General features: G+C 70.9%; 15 protein-coding genes. 11 read left to right on the forward strand and 4 right to left on the reverse strand.

All coding sequences use genetic code 11. From position 1 onward, the window contains the following. The first annotated feature begins 51 nt into the window (after positions 1 to 51). Positions 52 to 1773, forward strand: coding sequence for a DAK2 domain-containing protein (locus AB0M63_RS36320; RefSeq protein ID WP_366022353.1), 1722 nt, complete (start codon positions 52 to 54; stop codon positions 1771 to 1773). A gap of 3 nt (positions 1774 to 1776) precedes the next feature. Here the strand turns inward: AB0M63_RS36320 and AB0M63_RS36325 are convergent, their stop codons facing one another. Together AB0M63_RS36325 and AB0M63_RS36330 are read right to left on the reverse strand one after the other, a co-directional pair. Then, positions 1777 to 4713 (reverse strand): tetratricopeptide repeat protein, encoded by a 2937-nt coding sequence (locus tag AB0M63_RS36325; RefSeq protein WP_366022355.1) that lies wholly within the window; start codon positions 4711 to 4713, stop codon positions 1777 to 1779. Then, positions 4713 to 6551 (reverse strand): HSP90 family protein, encoded by a 1839-nt coding sequence (locus tag AB0M63_RS36330; RefSeq protein WP_366022356.1) that lies wholly within the window; start codon positions 6549 to 6551, stop codon positions 4713 to 4715. Before AB0M63_RS36330 ends, AB0M63_RS36325 begins: the two co-directional genes overlap by 1 nt. Before the next feature lie 169 nt (positions 6552 to 6720). Here AB0M63_RS36330 and recG point away from each other — a divergent pair, with 169 nt between their 5' ends. From recG to mutM, 8 genes are all read left to right on the forward strand, one after another. Next, entirely contained in the window at positions 6721 to 8940 is a 2220-nt protein-coding gene (gene recG / locus AB0M63_RS36335) for an ATP-dependent DNA helicase RecG (protein ID WP_366022358.1), read from the forward strand. 99 nt (positions 8941 to 9039) lie between these two features. Continuing rightward, positions 9040 to 9627: a 16S rRNA (guanine(966)-N(2))-methyltransferase RsmD gene (rsmD, locus tag AB0M63_RS36340; protein WP_355922728.1), complete on the forward strand. Its 588-nt coding sequence runs from the start codon at positions 9040 to 9042 to the stop codon at positions 9625 to 9627. Beyond that, on the forward strand, positions 9624 to 10133 hold the full coding sequence (coaD, locus tag AB0M63_RS36345; RefSeq protein ID WP_366022359.1) for a pantetheine-phosphate adenylyltransferase: 510 nt from the start codon (positions 9624 to 9626) through the stop codon (positions 10131 to 10133). The genes rsmD and coaD overlap by 4 nt, the downstream gene beginning before the upstream one ends. A gap of 99 nt (positions 10134 to 10232) precedes the next feature. Further along, positions 10233 to 11303, forward strand: a complete 1071-nt coding sequence (locus tag AB0M63_RS36350) for an ATP synthase F0 subunit B (protein ID WP_355922722.1) — start codon at positions 10233 to 10235, stop codon at positions 11301 to 11303. 134 nt (positions 11304 to 11437) lie between these two features. Further along, positions 11438 to 12097, forward strand: coding sequence for a YceD family protein (locus tag AB0M63_RS36355; RefSeq protein WP_355922784.1), 660 nt, complete (start codon positions 11438 to 11440; stop codon positions 12095 to 12097). A gap of 2 nt (positions 12098 to 12099) precedes the next feature. Next, positions 12100 to 12273 (forward strand): 50S ribosomal protein L32, encoded by a 174-nt coding sequence (gene rpmF / locus AB0M63_RS36360; protein ID WP_015657589.1) that lies wholly within the window; start codon positions 12100 to 12102, stop codon positions 12271 to 12273. A gap of 7 nt (positions 12274 to 12280) precedes the next feature. After that, a complete protein-coding gene (rnc, locus tag AB0M63_RS36365; RefSeq protein WP_366022361.1) occupies positions 12281 to 13135 on the forward strand; it encodes a ribonuclease III in 855 nt (284 codons plus the stop codon). 78 nt (positions 13136 to 13213) lie between these two features. Then, positions 13214 to 14074: a bifunctional DNA-formamidopyrimidine glycosylase/DNA-(apurinic or apyrimidinic site) lyase gene (mutM, locus tag AB0M63_RS36370; protein WP_366022362.1), complete on the forward strand. Its 861-nt coding sequence runs from the start codon at positions 13214 to 13216 to the stop codon at positions 14072 to 14074. Here the strand turns inward: mutM and AB0M63_RS36375 are convergent. Together AB0M63_RS36375 and AB0M63_RS36380 are read right to left on the reverse strand one after the other, a co-directional pair. Next, positions 14047 to 14448, reverse strand: coding sequence for a helix-turn-helix domain-containing protein (locus AB0M63_RS36375; protein WP_355922713.1), 402 nt, complete (start codon positions 14446 to 14448; stop codon positions 14047 to 14049). The two genes, mutM and AB0M63_RS36375, sit on opposite strands and share 28 nt — an antisense overlap. Positions 14449 to 14529: 81 nt before the next feature. After that, entirely contained in the window at positions 14530 to 15720 is a 1191-nt protein-coding gene (locus tag AB0M63_RS36380) for a CAP domain-containing protein (RefSeq protein ID WP_366022363.1), read from the reverse strand. Positions 15721 to 15875: 155 nt separating this feature from the next. On the opposite strand from AB0M63_RS36380, the gene AB0M63_RS36385 reads away from it, so the two are divergent. Together AB0M63_RS36385 and AB0M63_RS36390 are read left to right on the forward strand one after the other, a co-directional pair. Further along, positions 15876 to 16157 (forward strand): acylphosphatase, encoded by a 282-nt coding sequence (locus AB0M63_RS36385; RefSeq protein ID WP_355922707.1) that lies wholly within the window; start codon positions 15876 to 15878, stop codon positions 16155 to 16157. Positions 16158 to 16550: 393 nt separating this feature from the next. Further along, positions 16551 to 16751: a hypothetical protein gene (locus AB0M63_RS36390; RefSeq protein WP_019068749.1), complete on the forward strand. Its 201-nt coding sequence runs from the start codon at positions 16551 to 16553 to the stop codon at positions 16749 to 16751. Positions 16752 to 16839: the final 88 nt, after the last annotated feature.

Genomic DNA, 16839 nt, shown 5'->3' on the forward strand with positions numbered 1-16839 from the left:
GGGCCCGCTCCGGCCCTCCTCGGGCCCGGACGGCCCCGGGGTCTACGCTGCGTGCCAGTCCAGCAGCTCAAGGAGGCGCAGGTGCCGCAGGTGTCGCGGACATTCTTCGATGCTCTCGCGGTGCGCACCTGGTGCGGTCTCGCGCTGCGGGCGCTGGGGCGGGCGCGCGAGGAGATCGACGCGATCAACGTGTACCCGGTGGCCGACGGCGACACCGGTACCAACCTGTACCTGACCATGGAGTCCGCGGTGACGGCCGTCGAGGCGTTGTTCGACGGACACGACACCCTGACCGGGCAGAAGCCGCCGCTGGCCGACGCAGCCCGCGCGATGGCCCACGGGGCGCTCATAGGGGCGCGCGGGAACTCCGGGACCATCCTCGCGCAACTGCTGCGGGGCATGGCCCATGTGCTCGCCGCCGACGGTGAGACGACTCACACGGACGGGGAGGGACTGCGCCTCGCCCTGCGGCACGCGGCCGACTCCGCCCGGCACGCGGTGGCCCACCCGGTCGAGGGCACGGTCCTGTCGGTCGCCTCGGTGGCGGCGGACGCGGCCGACGCCACCGAGGGCGACTGCGGGACCGTGGCGCGGGCCGCCTACGAGGGGGCGTGCGCGGCGCTGGCCGAGACCCCGGGGCAACTGGCCGTCCTGGAGCGCGCGGGAGTCGTCGACGCGGGCGGACGGGGGCTGGTGGCGGTGCTGGCCGCGCTGGTCGAGACGTTCACCGGCGAGCTTCCGGTCTTCACGGCCCTGGAGACGCACGCACGCGTGCCCGGCGACGCCACGCACGCACGCGTGGAGACCGTTTCCGTTCCCGGTGCTCCCGAAGGCACCCCGTGCGCGGGCGGCCCCGCCTTCGAGGTGATCTACCTCCTGGAGGCCGAGGACACCGCCGTTGACCGGCTGCGGGAGCGGCTGGACGCGCTCGGCGACTCGCTCGTCGTGGTCGGCGGCGACGGCCTGTGGAACGTCCACGTGCACGTCGACGACGCCGGTGCCGCGGTGGAGGCAGGCGTCGAGGCCGGACGGCCGTACCGCATCCGGATCACCCACTTCGGGCTCGGTGACGTCCACACCACCGGCGCCGAACGACCGCCCAGGGAGCGCGCGCAGCGGGCCGTCGTCGCCGTCGTCCCCGGCGAGGGCCTGGCGGGGCTCTACGGCGAGGCCGGCGCGACCACCGTGCTCGCGCGCCCCGGGGAGCCGCCGGCCAGCGGGGAACTGGTCGCGGCCGTGCGGCGGGCACACGCGCGTGAGGTCGTGCTGCTGCCCAACGACGCGGACCTGCGCCAGACCGCGGCGGCGGCCGCCGAGCAGGCCCGGGCCGAGGGCATCCGGGTCGCGCTGATCCCGACCCGGTCCGCGGTCCAGGGGATCGCCGCGCTCGCCGTGCACGAGCCGCAGCGCCGCTTCGACGAGGACGTCGTCTCCATGACCTCGGCGGCGGGCGCGACCCGCTACGCCGAGGTCGCCGTCGCGGAACGCCAGTCCTGGACCATGGCCGGCATCTGCCAGGCCGGGGACGTCCTGGGCCTCGTCGACGGCGACGTGGCCGTGATCGGCGCCGACGTCACGGCCACCGCCCGGGCCGTCCTGGACCGCATGCTCGCGGCCGGCGGCGAACTCGTCACCCTCGTCCTCGGCGACGAGGCCCCCGCGGACGTCGCCGACATCCTGGAGGTCCACGTCCGGGAGTCGTACCTCGCGGTCGACACGGTGGTGTACCGGGGCGGCCGGCAGGGCGCCCTGCTGCTCATCGGCGTGGAGTGACCCCTACTGGTGCCCGGTCTGCTCCTCCATGAGTTGGAGCAGTTGCTCCGCCTCGGCGCGGCGCGCGGCCACCGTCTCGTCGCCGTCGTCGGCACCCTCGTAGGCCTTCAGCACGCCACGCGCGCGTGCCGCCGCGTCGGCGGGACGGCTGAGGTCGGCCTCCAGCCAGCCCGCGGCCAGTTCGGCGGCGGTGCGCGTGTGCACGGCGCCCTCCCCGAGGGCGGCGAACACGGCGACGGCCTCCGCCGTCTGTGCCAGGGCGTCCTCGAACGCGGCCTGGATCGCGGTGTCCTCGGCCTCCTCGGCGACGGAACGCGCCAGCAGCTCGCCGAACTGCCGGTGCGTGTGGCCGAGTTCACCGGTGAGCCGCTGCCGCGCCTCCTCGTCGTCCGTCACGAGCAGCGCCACCTCGCACTCCTCGATGCCTTCCGACATCAACTCCCGCGCGCTGTCCGGACTTTGATCCGCGCGCAGGGCCAGCCAGGCGCGGGCGCGCAGCGAGCGGACGAGCCCGTGCACGTTCCCCAGGGACCGCCACAGCTCACCCGCGCGCGCGTACGCCTGATCCGCCTCGACGGGCAGCCCCGCCTGCCCCAGGGACTCGGCCGCGAGGTGCGCGAGCGTCGCGTGGTCGTGCTGCTCGGGCCACTCCCGCGCGATCTCGGCCGCCTGCAACCGCCGCTCGGCAGCGGCCCGGTGCTCACCCAGCTCGCTCAGACAGTCACCGAGCCACCACTGCGTCTGTACGACCGCGCCGTCGCCGTGCGTCTCGGCGCTCAGGTCGGGCAGCGCCGACTCCAGCACCTCCGCGGCCTCGGCCCACCGGCCCTGTCGCAGCAGGAAGCCGCCGAGCTGATGCCGTGCCCAGGCGCCCAGCGTCGGCCCCTCGCCCGCCTCGTCGGACCAGTGCGCCGCCTCCAGGGCGTGTTCCGCCGCCTCCTGGGACCGGCCCCGGCCGCCGAGCACCTCGGCGAGCTGAAGGTGCAACTGGGCCCGTCCGGGAGCCTCCAGATACGGCCCGCCGTGCTCCAGGGCCGCCCGCAGCGCCCGCTCCGCCTCCGTGACGTCGCCGAGCTGATGGGCGAGCCCGGCAGAGCGGGCCTCGTACTCCACCGCGAACCACGGCAGCCCCGCGCCCACGAACGCGGCCGACGCCTTCGCGAACAGCCGGACGGCCGTCTCCGCGTCCCCGCCCCGCAGCGCGAGTTCGGCCAGCATCGCCTGCCCCTCGGCACCCCGCGCGGCCAGCCGGACATCGTCCCCCGTGTGCCCCTCGACCAGCGCCAGCACCTCCCGTACGGCGGCCTCGGCGGCGGCCATGACCTCCGCGTCGGGGGAGTCGACCGAGGGGTCCTCGTGCACGGCCCGCATCAGGACGCGCGCCCGGCTCATCAGCACGGCCGCCGTCTGCCGTACGCCCGTGGCGCTCTCGGAGTACAGGGCCAGCACCCCGTCGTACGGCTCGGCGATCACCGCGAGCGCCTCGTCGACCTCGCCCGCCAGAGCCCGTACGTACGCTCCACGCGCGCGTGCCGCCAGCGCTTCCCCGGGGTCGCCCGCCTCCGCGTACAGCTCGGCGGCGCGCTCGAAGAGGGCGATGCCCTCGGGGCCCCGGTCCATCGCCTGGTGGTCGGCGATCTCGGCCCGGTCGCGGGCGTCCAGCTCGACCCCCTCGGCGGCCCGGGAGACCGCCGACCAGGCCTCCACGGCGTGCGGTCGCAACGTGTCCGACAGCCGTCGGGCCTCCGTGAGCAGCGCGGCGAGGTCCTGCTCCGGGGACGATTCCGGGAGCGTGGCGGCCGCCACCGGTGCCGGGGCAGGCCGGGCCGCCGAACGCACCCCCAGGGGCAGCCGTTCCACCGACGGGCGCTGGTCCATGCGCGCGCGTGCCCCGTCGCCGACGTACGTCGTGCCGTTGCGCTCGTCGAAGCGGGCGGCCAGCGCGAGGGCCTCCACGCGTGCGTGGACGGCGAGTTCGCCGGCCGTCCATGCCCGGCCGGGCGGCCCCGGCACCCGCTGGTCGCCGAGCCCCAGCACGGTCAGGCGGTCCATCAGCAGCGCCACCACGGACAGGAACTCCAGCCCGCTGCGCGGGTTCCCGGAGTCCGTGAAGTACGCCGGACGCTCCGCGAGCAGCTCCAGACCGCGCGCCTCGTTGCCGCTCAGCGCGCAGAACTCCACATGGTCCGCGTACGCGCCCCGCATGCTCTCCATGGGCCGTACGAGACGGAAGCCCCGCAGATGATGGGCGCGGGCCTCGTCGGGCCGCCCCAGGCGCAGCAGCGGGGCCAGGGAGGACGCCAGGACGGTGTGCGGCTCGTGGGCGCAGGTGAACTCGCCCTCCAGGACCGGCGCCCACAGATCGAGCGCCTCGGCGTCCCGCCCCCGCCGCACCTGCCACTCGCCCTGGCTGTGCAGCTCGCACGCGTGGCAGTCGGCCATGGTGTCCCGGTCGGCGGCCAGCCACGCCGCGTACGCCCGCTCGGCCCGCGCCAGGTCCCCGATGTGCGAGGCGACACTGAACTCGGCGCTGCGCACCGCCCGTTCGGAATGTCCCGCCAGCCGGTAGCGGTGCTCCATCTCGCCGAGCCACTTCTCGATCGACGCGAGCGGGATGTGCGGCTGGCCGAGCATGCCGGACGACATCCACTTGAAGACCCAGTGCAGCGAGTGGACCTCGTACTCGTCGAAGTCCTCGGGCCGCTCGTCCCACATGCGCAGCAGGCGCGCGAAGGGGACGAACATCTTGTCCTTCTCGGAGCTGTAGTTGTAGACCTTCAACTGGTGCCCGAGCGCCTCGATCACCGCGAGCGGGATGTCCAACTTCTCGGCCTCGGCGAGCAGTTGCTCCGCGCGCGCGTTGCGGGCCGGTCCCTCCGGCTCCTCGGAGTTCTCGGCCATCGCCCGGCGCAGCGCGTCGAAGTCCGTGATCCCTGTCATCAGTGGTCGCCCTCCCCGTGTGTCTCCCCGTGTGTGGCCCACTCCAGGAGGCCGATGAACGCCCGGTTCAGCAGTGCCGAGTCGGCGGGGCGCAGGGGGCGCTGCGCCATCAGGAGTGCCTGCCCGTAGAGCGACTCCGTGGCCGTCCCGATCAGGTCCCGGTCCTTGAGCGAACTGATCCGCCGGATCAGCGGGTTGAGATGGTTGAGCACGAGACGCGCGCGGGGCGCGCTGCCCCGCAGCGAGCCCAGGATGCCCGCCCACAGGTCGTCGGCCTGCTCCTCGGCCTCCGCGCGGGCCTGCTCGTGCCGGGCGGACCGGTCGTCCAGGTGCAGCGCGGGCACCGACAGCGGATGGAACGCCCGGAGGACCACGTCACAGCCCAGCGGGTCCAGCTTGGCCCGCGCCGCCGCCAGGAAGTCCGCCAGCGCCAGCTCCTCGGCCGGGTCCACCGAGTCAAGATGCGCGGTCACGGTGTCCGAGTCCAACTCGGCGACCACCGTCCCCGGGCGCACCGACGGCAGCGCCTCGACCAGCTCGCCGTCGTAGGTGTAACCGCCGTTGATCACCCCGATGCCCTGCGCGGACGCGATGGGGGCGACCTGCCGGTACTCCTCGACGGTCCGCGTGAAGTGCACCACCGGGTGCCGCTGCGCGAACTCCTCCAGGGACACCCGTCCGTCGGTCGTCTCGAAGGGGAGCCACGGCAGCATCGTGCGCAGCATCTCCGGGTCGTGCCGCGCCAGGGACTTCACGCCCAGGTGGTGCACCGCCAGGAACGCGGCAAGCCGCTCCGGATCACCGGCCGCGAGCCCGGTCAGCCAGGAGCGAATCCTTTCCCCGAGCGCCTCCCGTACGGCGGCCAGCGTCTCGTCCTCGTACAGCGACTCGCGCGAGGCCGTGGGCCGCAGACTGTCCGTGTCCAGCACGCAGCGCACGAAGAACGCCCAGTCGGGCAGCAGCTGTTCGGCCCGCTCGGTCAGCAGCATGCCCTTGAGATGCACCCGGTGGGTCGCGCGCTGCGCCGGGCTCACCGCCGACGGCAGCACATAGGCGACCCCGCGGATCCCGGCGAGCGGCACGGACAGCTCGATCGAGTCCAACGGCGTGAACCCGAACAGCTCGTGACAGTGCCGGGCCAGCGCCACCCTGCGGCTGCCGGGACTCGGATACGGCCGGTCCCAGGGCGCGGGCAGATCGGTGATCGCCTCACCGTCCACCCGCACGTCGTACGGCAGCAGCGCCCCGAAGTCCCGCGCCAGCGCGAGCACCCGCTCCTTGGTGAGCCACTCGCCGGCCCCGGCGCGCGCCACCAGGTGCACGGTGGTGCCCGGTTCGGGATGCTCGGCGGCGGGCAGCGTCCGCACGGTGTACGAGCCGTCGTCGGTCGCCGTCCACTCCACGGGCGGCGCCTCGGGCGTACGGGCGCTGCGGCTGACGACCCGGATCCGCTCGGCGACCACGAAACAGGCGAGCAACCCGATGCCGAACTGCCCGAGGAACTCGGAGCGGGCCTCCTGGAGCCCGTCCGCCCGCTTGGAGCTACGGCCGATGGTGGCGAGGAGGTTGTGCACGTCCGCCTCGGTGAGACCGACGCCGGAGTCCTCGACGCGCAGGGTGCCGCCCTCGGCGCACAACCGCACCACGGCAGGGGCGTCGGGCTGTTCGGCCCGGCGGGCGGTGATCGCGTCCACGGCGTTCTGCAGCAGTTCGCGCAGATAGACCTTGGGGCTGGAGTAGAGGTGATGGGAGAGCAGGTCCACCAGACCGCGCAGGTCGACCTGGAACGTGTGAGGTGACTGGGATGCCTGGGATGACTGTGAGGTCTGGGAGTCCATCGTCGCAGCGCCGAGGTTGGGGGAGGTGCGATCGGCGCGGGGGTCGGGCGGTCCCTGTGAGGCGGTGACCGCGGGGGATGGCCGGAGCGCGCCATCCTAGAGCCGGAACGACCCGCCTGACCAGGGGTTTCGCGAGACGTATACGGGATTGTCAGTGGCGTGGTGTGCAATGGATCTCGTGCCCGCACTGGAAGAACCACTGAAACAGTCACTGAAATCAGTGCTCGGCCCCGCCACCGCGAAGGTGATGGCCGAGCATCTCGGCCTGCACACCGTGGGCGACCTCCTGCACCACTACCCGCGCAGATACGAGGAGCGTGGCCAGCTCACACACCTCGCCGAGCTGCCGATGGACGAGCACGTCACCGTGGTCGCCCAGGTCGCCGACGCCCGTCTGCACACCTTCGCGTCCAGCAAGGCACCCCGGGGCAAGGGCCAGCGTCTCGAAGTCACGATCACGGACGGCAGCGGCCGGCTCCAACTCGTCTTCTTCGGCTCGGGAGTTCACAAACCCCACAAGGAACTGCTGCCGGGCACGCGCGCGATGTTCGCCGGCAAGGTCTCGGTCTTCAACCGCCGTCTGCAACTCGCTCATCCGGCCTACGAGTTGCTGAAGGGTGACACCGAGGAAACGGTGGAGACCTGGGCGGGCACCCTGATCCCCATCTACCCCGCCACCGCCAAACTGGAGTCCTGGAAGATCGGCAAGGCCCTCCAGACGGTCCTGCCCAGCGCCCAGGACGCCGTCGACCCCCTCCCGGACTCCCTTCGTGAGGGCCGCGGCCTGGTTCCCCTCCCGGAAGCCCTCCTCAAGATCCACCGCCCCCACACCAAGGCCGACATCGCCGCCGCCCGCGACCGCCTCAAGTGGGACGAGGCATTCGTCCTCCAGGTAGCCCTGGCCCGCCGCCGCCACACGGACGCCCAACTCCCCGCCGTGGCCCGCAAACCGTCCCCGGACGGCCTCCTCACCGCCTTCGACGACCGCCTGCCGTTCACCCTCACGGACGGGCAGGTGAAGGTCTCCAGGGAGATCTTCGACGACCTGGCGACCGAGCATCCGATGCATCGGTTGTTGCAGGGGGAGGTCGGATCGGGAAAAACAATGGTCGCCCTCCGCGCCATGCTCGCCGTCGTCGACGCGGGCGGTCAGGCCGCCATGCTCGCCCCCACCGAAGTGCTCGCCCAGCAGCACCACAGGTCGATCACCGAGATGATGGGGGAGCTGGCCGAGGGCGGGATGCTGGGCGGGGCCGAGCGGGCCACCAAGGTCACGCTGCTCACCGGTTCCATGGGGACCGCCGGCCGGCGGCAGGCGCTCCTCGACCTCGTCACCGGCGAGGCCGGGATCGTGATCGGCACGCACGCGTTGATCGAGGACAAGGTCCAGTTCCACGACCTCGGCCTGGTCGTGGTCGACGAACAGCACCGCTTCGGCGTCGAGCAGCGCGACGCCCTCCGCGGCAAGGGCAAGCAGCCCCCGCACCTCCTCGTCATGACCGCCACCCCCATTCCGCGCACGGTCGCCATGACCGTCTTCGGCGACCTGGAGACCTCGGTCCTGGACCAGCTCCCGGCCGGCCGCTCACCCATCGCCAGCCACGTCGTCCCCGCCGCCGACAAACCCCACTTCCTGGCCCGCGCCTGGGAGCGGGTGCGCGAGGAGGTGTCCAACGGCCATCAGGCGTACGTCGTCTGCCCGCGCATCGGCGACGAGGAGGACGATCCCAAGAAGGCGGGCAAGAAGAAGTCCCCCGAGGACGAGGCGGAGAAGCGCCCGCCACTCGCCGTGCTCGACATCGCCGCGCAACTCGCCGCAGGCCCGCTCCAAGGGCTGAAGGTCGAGGTGCTGCACGGCCGGATGCACCCCGACGACAAGGACGCCGTGATGCGCCGCTTCGCCGCCGGGGACACCGATGTCCTGGTCGCCACCACGGTCATCGAGGTCGGCGTCAACGTGCCCAACGCCACCGCCATGGTGATCATGGACGCGGACCGCTTCGGCGTCTCCCAGCTCCACCAACTCCGCGGCCGGGTGGGGCGCGGCTCGGCGCCCGGCCTCTGCCTCCTGGTCTCCGAGATGCCCGAGGCCAGCCCGGCCCGCCAGCGCCTCACCGCCGTGGCGTCCACCCTCGACGGCTTCGAACTCTCCCGCATCGACCTCGAACAGCGCAGGGAGGGCGATGTGCTGGGCCAGGCCCAGTCCGGCGCCCGCACGTCCCTGCGGGTGCTGTCGGTCATCGAGGACGACGAGGTCATCGCGGAGGCGAGGGAGGAGGCGACGGCGGTGGTGGCGGCCGATCCGGAGCTGGAACACCTCCCGGGCCTGCGTGTGGCACTGGACGCACTGCTGGACGAGGAAAGGGAGCAGTACCTGGAGAAGGGCTGAGACCTGCGAGCGAGGGGCCGTATTCGATGTGCGGCTACCGCCGCGCGGGCCCGACCAGCCACACTGATACCTGAAGACGCCCACAAGCAAGGACCCAAGATGACCCGCGTGATCGCCGGCGCAGCCGGTGGACGTCGACTCGCCGTGCCGCCGGGCACCGGCACCCGCCCCACCTCCGACCGCGCGCGCGAGGGCCTCTTCTCCACCTGGCAGTCGCTCCTCGGCGCCCCACTGCACGGCGAACGGGTCCTCGACCTCTACGCAGGCTCGGGCGCCGTAGGCCTCGAAGCCCTCTCCCGAGGCGCGAGCCACACCCTCCTTGTCGAGGCGGACGCGCGGGCGGCCCGGATCATCAGGGAGAACGTCAAAACCCTCGGGCTCCCCGGCGCCGAGGTGAGGGCGGGCAAAGCCGAACAGATCGTCCGGACACCGGCGCCGGCGGAGCCGTACGACATCGTCTTCCTCGACCCGCCGTATGTTGTCGCAGATCACGATCTTCGGGAGATTCTGCTCACACTCCGTACGGAGGGGTGGCTCGCGGACGAAGCGCTCGTCACCGTGGAGCGCAGCACCAGAGGCGGCGAATTCGGGTGGCCGGACGGTTTCGAGGGGATCCGGACCCGTCGTTATGGCGAGGGGACCTTTTGGTACGGTCGCGCCGCCTCTACGTGCGAAGACGCACGATGACCGGACCGGAGAGCGAGGGAACTCAAGTGCGCCGCGCCGTTTGTCCGGGGTCGTTCGACCCCATCACCAATGGACACCTCGACATCATCGCCCGTGCCTCCAGGCTCTACGACGTCGTGCACGTCGTAGTGATGATCAACCAGTCGAAGAAGGGCATGTTCTCCGTCGACGAGCGGATCGGGCTGATCCGCGAGGTCACCGCGGAGTTCGGCAACATCCAGGTCGAGGCCTACCACGGCCTGCTCGTCGACTTCTGCAAGCAGCGCGACATCCCCGCCATCGTCAAGGGACTGCGCGCGGTCAGCGACTTCGACTACGAACTCCAGATGGCCCAGATGAACAACGGACTGTCGGGCGTCGAAACCCTGTTCATCCCGACCAGCCCCACCTACAGCTTCCTGTCCTCCTCGCTGGTCAAGGAGGTCGCGCAGTGGGGCGGCGACATCTCCCACCTGGTGCCGGGCGTCGTCCTGGAAGCGCTCAGGGAGCGGCTCGGCAAGGGCTGAGGGGATGACAGTGCGTCACCCGGTGTCGGGCGGGGCGGGAGTGGTCGTACAGTCGACCCGTCCGTCTCCAACACGTCGGTAGAGAGTGGCGAGCACACGGTGGACGTGCAGAAGAAGCTCGACGAGATCGTCGCCTCGGTCTCCAGCGCCCGGTCCATGCCCATGTCGGCCTCGTGCGTGGTCAACCGCGCCGAGCTGCTCACGCTGCTCGAAGAGGTGCGCTCGGCGCTGCCGGACTCGCTGGCCGAGGCGCAGGAGCTGATCGGCGGTCGGCACGAGATGGTCGAGCAGGCCCGCCAGGAGGCCGAGCGGATCATCCAGACCGCGCACGCCGAGCGCGGCTCGCTGATCTCCGACACCGAGGTCGCCCGCCGTTCGCAGAACGAGGCGGACCGCATCCTCGACGAGGCCCGTCAGGAGGCCGAGGAGATCCGCGCGGAGGCCGACGACTACGTCGACTCCAAGCTCGCCAACTTCGAGGTCGTCCTCACCAAGACCCTCGGCTCGGTCGGCCGCGGCCGCGAGAAGCTGCTCGGCACCGGCCCGGGCATCGACGAGCAGGGCTACGAGGACGAGGACGCCCCCGAGCGCAGCCACGACCCGGAGACCCTGCGCCGCGACGCCGACGCGTACGTGGACGTCAAGCTCGGCGCCTTCGAGGCGGTCCTCGCCAAGACCCTGGAGGCCGTCGGCAAGGGCCGGCAGAAGCTGCACGGCCGGATCGCCAGCGACGACCTCGGCGCCCTCGCCTTCGACGACGACGGCAACCAGGTCCAGCACACCAGCGACGCCGACTACCTCGCCGACCTCGCGTCCGTGACGGAGACCCCGGTCCCGGCGCAGCAGCAGCCCGAGCAGCAGGACTACGCCCCGCAGGCGGCCTACGACTACCAGCAGACCGCGCAGCAGCAGGACCCGTACGGGTACCAGCAGCAGTACGCCCAGCCCCAGCAGCAGGACCCCTACGGCTACCAGCAGGCCGACCCCTACGCCTACCAGGGCTACGACACCGGCCAGCAGCCCGCGTACGACCCGAACCAGATGCAGCAGGCCCAGCTCGACCAGCAGGCCCAGCAGCAGGGGTACGCGCTCGACGAGACCAGCCTCTTCGACACCGGCATGATCAGCGCGGAGCAGTTGCGGGCGTACGAGCAGGGTCGCGGCCTGTAAGGAACCACCGGATTGGGCCGTGAGCGAAAGGTCCAGTATCCTGGCTCTTCGGTCGCGTGTACGTCCGCGATCACCGCTGCCCGGAAGCACCGAAGGGCAGCGCCTCCTTGAGCTCAGCAGACCGAAAGACAGGAATGGCTCTGAACGCCCGCCTCGACCACCGCAACCCTCTCGTGTTCGACACTCACGAGCTGGGTCGGCGTCCTGGTGCGCTGCAGCGCCTGACCCGTTCGATCGACGCCCCCAAGGATCTCGGGATCCAAGGAGTCGTCGGAGTGCCGGAAGGCGCCCCGGTGGAGCTCGACCTCCGCCTTGAGTCGGTCATGGAAGGGGTGCTTGTCACAGGCACCGCCCGTGCACAGGCCAAGGGGGAGTGCGTAAGGTGTCTGGAGCCGCTGGAGCTGTCGCTCGAAGCGGACTTCCAGGAGATGTTCTCGTACCCCGACGCCGACGACCGTGGCCGCGCGAAAGCGGAACCGGCCGACGACGCCGAGGAAGCGGAAGACGAGGACAGGCTCTTCATCGAGGACGGCCTGTTCGACCTCGAACCCGTGCTGCGGGATGCGGTGGTGCTCGCACTGCCGATGCAGCCGGTGTGCCAGGACGACTGTCCGGGCCTGTGCTCCGAGTGCGGAGCGCGGCTCGCGGACGACCCGGACCACCACCATGACGCCGTAGACATCCGCTGGGCGGCATTGCAGGGACTCGCCGGTTCACTCGAAGACGGCGAGAAGGACGAGATCAGTGGTGAAGCGCCCCGACCGGCGCGCGCCAACGAGAAGCAGGAGAAGTAGCCGTGGCTGTTCCGAAGCGGAAGATGTCGCGCAGCAACACGCGCCACCGCCGGTCGCAGTGGAAGGCTGCGGTCACCCCCCTGGTTGCGTGCGAGCGCTGCCACGAGCCCAAGCAGCAGCACATCGCGTGCCCGTCTTGCGGCACGTACAACAAGCGCCAGGTCCTCGAGGTCTGAGCGGCTGGTGAGAGGCTCCATGTCTGACGTCAAGGCGGACTCAGTCGCCAAGAAGCAGGCGGACACGGCCTCGTCCCACACGCTGTTGGAAGGGCGGCTCGGGTATCACCTCGAGTCCGCCCTTCTGGTGCGTGCGCTGACCCACCGTTCGTACGCGTACGAGAACGGCGGTCTGCCGACGAACGAGCGGCTGGAGTTCCTCGGGGACTCCGTGCTCGGCCTCGTCGTCACGGACACGCTGTACACGACCCACCCCGACCTGCCCGAGGGCCAACTGGCCAAGCTGCGGGCCGCGGTGGTCAACTCTCGTGCGCTGGCGGAGGTCGGTCGCGGTCTGGAACTCGGCTCCTTCATCCGGCTCGGCCGGGGCGAAGAGGGCACGGGAGGCCGGGACAAGGCGTCCATCCTCGCCGACACCCTGGAAGCGGTGATCGGCGCGGTCTATCTCGACCAGGGCCTCGACGCGGCCTCCGAGCTGGTGCACCGCCTGTTCGACCCGCTCATCGAGAAGTCCTCGAACCTCGGTGCCGGCCTGGACTGGAAGACCAGTCTCCAGGAGCTCACCGCGACCGAGGGGCTCGGTGTCCCCGAGTACCTGGTCACGGAGACCGGCCCCGATCACGAGAAGACCTTCACTGCTGCCGCCCGCGTCGGAGGCGTCTCGTACGGCACCGGCACCGGCCGCAGCAAGAAGGAGGCGGAGCAGCAGGCCGCCGAGTCCGCCTGGCGGTCCATCCGGGCCGACGCGGACGAGCGCGCCAAGAAGGCGAAGGAGGCGGCCGAACAGCCCGCCCCGGTCGCCGAGGCCGCTGAGCAGCCCGCTGCCGAGGGAAGCGCCGACACGTCGTCGGCGTCCGCCTGACCGAACAGCGCGACCCGAGCGCCCGTCCCCGAGTGGGGCGGGCGCTCGGCTCATTCACCCGTGACCACAGGGGATGCCATGCCCGAGTTGCCCGAGGTCGAGGTAGTCCGGCGCGGTCTGGAGCGGTGGGTCGCCCATCGCACGGTCGCCGACGCCGAGGTGCTGCATCCGCGTGCGGTACGACGTCATGTGGCCGGGGCCGACGACTTCGCGCACCGGCTCAAGGGGCATCGGATCGGTGTCCCCAGCAGGCGCGGCAAGTATCTGTGGCTGCCGTTGGAGGACACCGATCAGGTGGTGCTGGCTCATCTCGGGATGAGTGGTCAACTCCTGGTGCAGCGGCACGAGTTCCCCGACGAGAAGCATCTGCGGATCCGGGTGCGGTTCGCCGACGCCCTCGGCACCGAACTCCGCTTCGTCGACCAACGCACCTTCGGCGGGCTGTCGTTGCACGACACCACCCCGGACGGGCTGCCGGACGTCATCGCGCACATCGCGCGTGACCCCCTGGACCCCTTGTTCGACGACGAGTTGTTCCACCAGGCGCTGCGCCGCAAGCGCACGACGATCAAACGGGCCCTGCTGGACCAGTCGTTGATCAGCGGAGTCGGCAACATCTATGCGGACGAGGCCCTTTGGCGGGCCCGCGTCCACTACGAACGCCCGACGGCGACCTTCACCCGTCCGCGCACCGCCGAACTCCTGGGCCACGTACGGGATGTGATGAACGCGGCTCTGTCCGTGGGCGGCACCAGCTTCGACAGCCTGTATGTCAACGTGAACGGGGAGTCGGGCTACTTCGACCGCTCGCTCGACGCGTACGGCCGCGAGGGTCTGCCGTGCCGGCGCTGCGCCACACCGATGAACCGGCGGGCGTGGATGAACCGGTCGAGCTACTTCTGCCCGAAGTGTCAGAGGGCGCCGCGCGTCTCGTCGTAGCGCGTGCGGGCCGCCAGGACATCGTCCATGCGGTCTTCCACGAAGTCGACGAGACCCTTCAGACGTTCGGCGACACCGTGTCCCAGCGGGGTCAGTTCGTAGTCCACGCGGGGCGGGTTCGTCGGCTGGGCCTCGCGGTGCACCAGGCCGTCGCGCTCCAGCGCGTGCAGGGTCTGCGAGAGCATCTTCTCGCTGACGCCGTCGACGCGCCGCCGCAGTTCGTTGAAGCGCAGCGAGCCCTCGTGCAGCGCGCACAGGGTGAGCCCGCCCCAGCGACCGGTGACGTGCTCCAGGGTGCCTCGGGAGGGACAGGCCCTGGCGAAGACGTCGTACGGGAAGCTCTGCTCCTCCGTGCGCTCCTGGGTGGTGTCCATGTATCCAGCGTACGTGAACGCAGCGCTAACCGACAGGGAGCACTAACCAGAGGTTAGTGCTCCCTGTCGGTCGTGAATGGATCAGTATCCGAAGTCCTGCGTCCACCAGGGGCCGCCGGTGCCGAGGTGCACACCGACGCCCAGGGTCTTGAAGTCGCAGTTCAGGATGTTGGCCTTGTGGCCGGGGCTGTTCATCCAGGCGTCCATGACCGCGGCCGCGTCGGCCTGGCCGCGGGCGATGTTCTCGCCGCCGAGGTTGGTGATGCCGAGCTTCTCCGCACGGTCCCAGGGGGTCGCCCCGCTGGGGTCGGTGTGATCGAAGAAACCCTCGTCCGCCATCTGCGTGCTGAAGGCCCCGGCCAGATCGGTCAGCGCGCTGTTGGCGGCCACCGGGCTGCAGCCGACGATCGCGCGCTGTTCGTTGACGAGCTTGAGCACCTCGGCCTCGGCGGCGGCCTCCGCGGAGACCGTCACCGGCGCGGCGGCGGAGTGCGTGGGCGTCGGAGTCGGCTTGGCCGAGGGTGCCGTGGTCGGCTTCTCGGTCGGGGTGGCCACCGGCTTCTTCGTCGGTGCCTTGGTGGCCGGCGCGGTGGCGGACTTGGTCGGCGCCGCCGACGGCGAGGCCGTACGGTCCGCGTCGCGGCTGGTGGACGAGCCGGCGTCGCGGGACTCCGCGCTGCCGGAGGTGCCGCCCTGCTCGGTCGCCGTGTTGGACGGCGACCCCACCGCCTGCACGTTGTCCGAGCCGCCGCCACCACCGAGCTTGAAGTTGTCCAGCCCCGGCATCGCGCCCGCGGCGACCGCGACGGTACCGAGGGCGACAGCGGCGGAGACACCGATCAGGCCGGTGCGGACCGGGGTCACGCCCTTGCGCTTACGACGGCGCCCGCGGCCCGCGCGCGAGCCGTCACCCCGGGAGGAGGCACCCGCCGCCTCCGGGAAGACCACCGCGTAGTCCTCCTCGGTGGCGAAGAGATAGGCCTCGCTCTTCAGGCGGGCCTCGGCCTTCACGCGGGCTTCGGACTTCGGCGGAATCCCGTTGGAGGTGTAGGCCTGGTGGTGGTTCACGTGGAACTCGGCGGGCCCCTCCGGGTGGAGATAGGGCGCCATGCCGATCGTGGAGCCGTCCGCCGGGTGCCAGTCGTTGCGGTCGTTCCAGTCGTACGAGTCGTGCGGGTCGTAGCCGCTCGTGTATGAGCCGTGCGTCTGTGTGACCCCCGTGGCGCGGCTCGTGGCGGCGCGGCCGGCGGCGGAGCGTCGGTGGCGTCCCATGTCCTTGCCTTTCGTCCTTGCGGTCAACTCGTCCGTGCGGTGACCCAGCTCACTCGATCGAGTGAGTTTCATATGAGATTCATTGGGGCGGACGGTACCGCATGGCGGGAGGGGAGCAAGTGCCCAGAGAGACATTGGCCGGTTAGGTTGCAGCCATGAGCGAGGATGTGCGGATGGTCGCCTGGGTGCGAGGGCGTGTGCAAGGTGTGGGTTTTCGGTGGTTTACCCGTGCCAAAGCCCTGGAGATCGGCGGCCTGAGTGGTTTTGCTCTCAATTTGGGCGACGGACGGGTGCAAGTGGTCGCGGAGGGATCGCGCGAGGGCTGCGAGGGGCTCCTCGGCTGGCTCCGCGGGCGCGACACGCCCGGGCGTGTGGAGGGCGTCACCGAGATCTGGGACACACCTCGCGGCGGCTACGACGGCTTCGCGATCCGCTGAGCACATTCTGCGAAAAGGTGTAAAGCGGCCCTGGCGGAAGCGGAGGGGCATGCCACCGGCAGGTGCCCACGGCGGAAACGACCTGGTGGTTGCCAAGAACGGCTCGCTCTGGCAGGCTCCGCACCTAAGGATGATCGCCACATCCCGTACGGCCCCGAAGGAGTCGCAGCGCCGCCCGGTCAGGGTCGCGTGCCCCCGGGTTGCCCGCCAATACGGGGCGTGATCGTGTTGACCGTCAAACATTTTGGTGAGACGCTGAAAACCCCGCGCACCTTAGCTGTTTGGCATGGAAGAACAGCAGAGCAACCCTCACGTGTGCCAAGCATCGCGGGTGCGATTCCCTCACGACCCACACCGCTTCGGTCGGTCACTCAGTGTGGAGGACCATCCATCATGGCAAAGGCGCTTCTCGGTTACGTCGGCGGCTCCGACCCGCGACTCCTCGCCGAGATGCGACGGCTCCAGCAGCGCGTCCAGGACCTGGAATCCGAGCTCGTACGGATCCAGGAAGAGAACGACGCGCTGACGGCTGCCGCAACTCACGATTCGCTTCTTGAGCTCGACGCACGCCAGGCGGAGCCCGCGCTCACCTGATCACCGCATCACGACAAGAACATGACACGCAGTGGTTGGTCTGCCCGTATCAACCGCTGAGTCGTCAGAGTTTGCAAGGGACGCTTCG

The organism is Streptomyces sp. NPDC051576, from assembly GCF_040681835.1.
Lineage (GTDB): Bacteria > Actinomycetota > Actinomycetes > Streptomycetales > Streptomycetaceae > Streptomyces.